The sequence below is a fragment of the Rhizomonospora bruguierae genome (assembly GCF_018397995.1).
Taxonomy (GTDB): Bacteria; Actinomycetota; Actinomycetes; order Mycobacteriales; family Micromonosporaceae; genus Rhizomonospora; species Rhizomonospora bruguierae.
Genome location: NZ_BBQH01000159.1, coordinates 1 through 1,035, shown reverse-complemented (window position 1 = coordinate 1,035; position 1,035 = coordinate 1). Strand labels below are relative to the sequence as shown.

The window sequence follows — 1,035 nt, the reverse complement described above, 5'->3', positions numbered from 1 at the left end:
GTCAGCGATCACGTAATTCCCCCATCTGACGGGGTTTCGATCACGTAATTCCTCCACCCGGTCACGTAATTCCCCCCGGGGAGCACGTGCGTGGCGTCGGGGTCTGGTCCTCGCAGGCAAGCAGTCTGCCTCCATCCGACGGGGGTGGGGGCGCCGATGGCGAGGAGAAGTTTCTACGTGATCGACATCGTCGAGATTCTGGTGCATTGGTATGCGGGCCGGTCGCAGCACGAGCTGGCGGCCAGCCTCGGCGTGGACCGCAAGACGATCCGCAAGTAACGGCGCCGGCGATCGCGGCCGGGATCGCACCGGGCGGCCCGGCCCGCGGCCAGGAGGAGTGGGCCCGGCTGGTGCGGGACTGGTTCCCGGAGCTGGTGGACACCCGGCTGCGGCAGGTGACCTGGCCATCCATCGAGGTGCACCGCGACTACATCACCGAACAGCTCAAGGCCGACGTGACCGCGGCGACGATCCATCAGCGGCTGCGGGACGAGCACGGCCTGGACGCGTCGGTGGCGTCGTTGCGCCGGTGGGCGCGGGCCAACCTGCCCGAGGAGACCCGCCGCTCGCAGGTGCGGGTCCTCGGCGACACCCCACCAGCGGGGCACGAGGCGCAGGTCGATTACGGCCGGTTGGGGATGTGGACCGACCCGGGCACCGGCCGGCGGGTGTCGGTGTGGGCGTTCGTGATGGTGCTGTCGCACTCGCGGCACATGTTCGTGCGCCCGGTGCTGCGCATGGACCAGCGGGCGTGGACCGAGGCGCACGTGGAGGCGTTCCGGTTCTTCGGCGGTGTCCCGGCGCGGATCGTGCCGGACAACCTGGCCACCGGGGTGCAACGCGCCGACCTGTATGACCCGAAACTCAACCGCGCCTATGCGGAGCTGGCGGAGCACTACGGGCTGCTGGTCGACCCGGCCCGGGCCCGTAAGCCCCGCGACAAGCCGCGGGTGGAGCGGCCGATGCCGTATGTGCGGGACTCGTTCTGGCGGGGCCGGCAGTTCACGTCCCTCGCGGAGATGCAGGCCGCGGCGG

The 1,035-nt window shown here is 70.6% G+C and carries 1 pseudogene; it reads left to right on the top strand.

Features of this window, described 5'->3' with window-relative positions:
* Window positions 1-177 precede the first annotated feature (177 nt).
* Window positions 178-1,035: pseudogene (istA, locus tag KJS59_RS30620) on the top strand (IS21 family transposase); the annotation flags it as partial.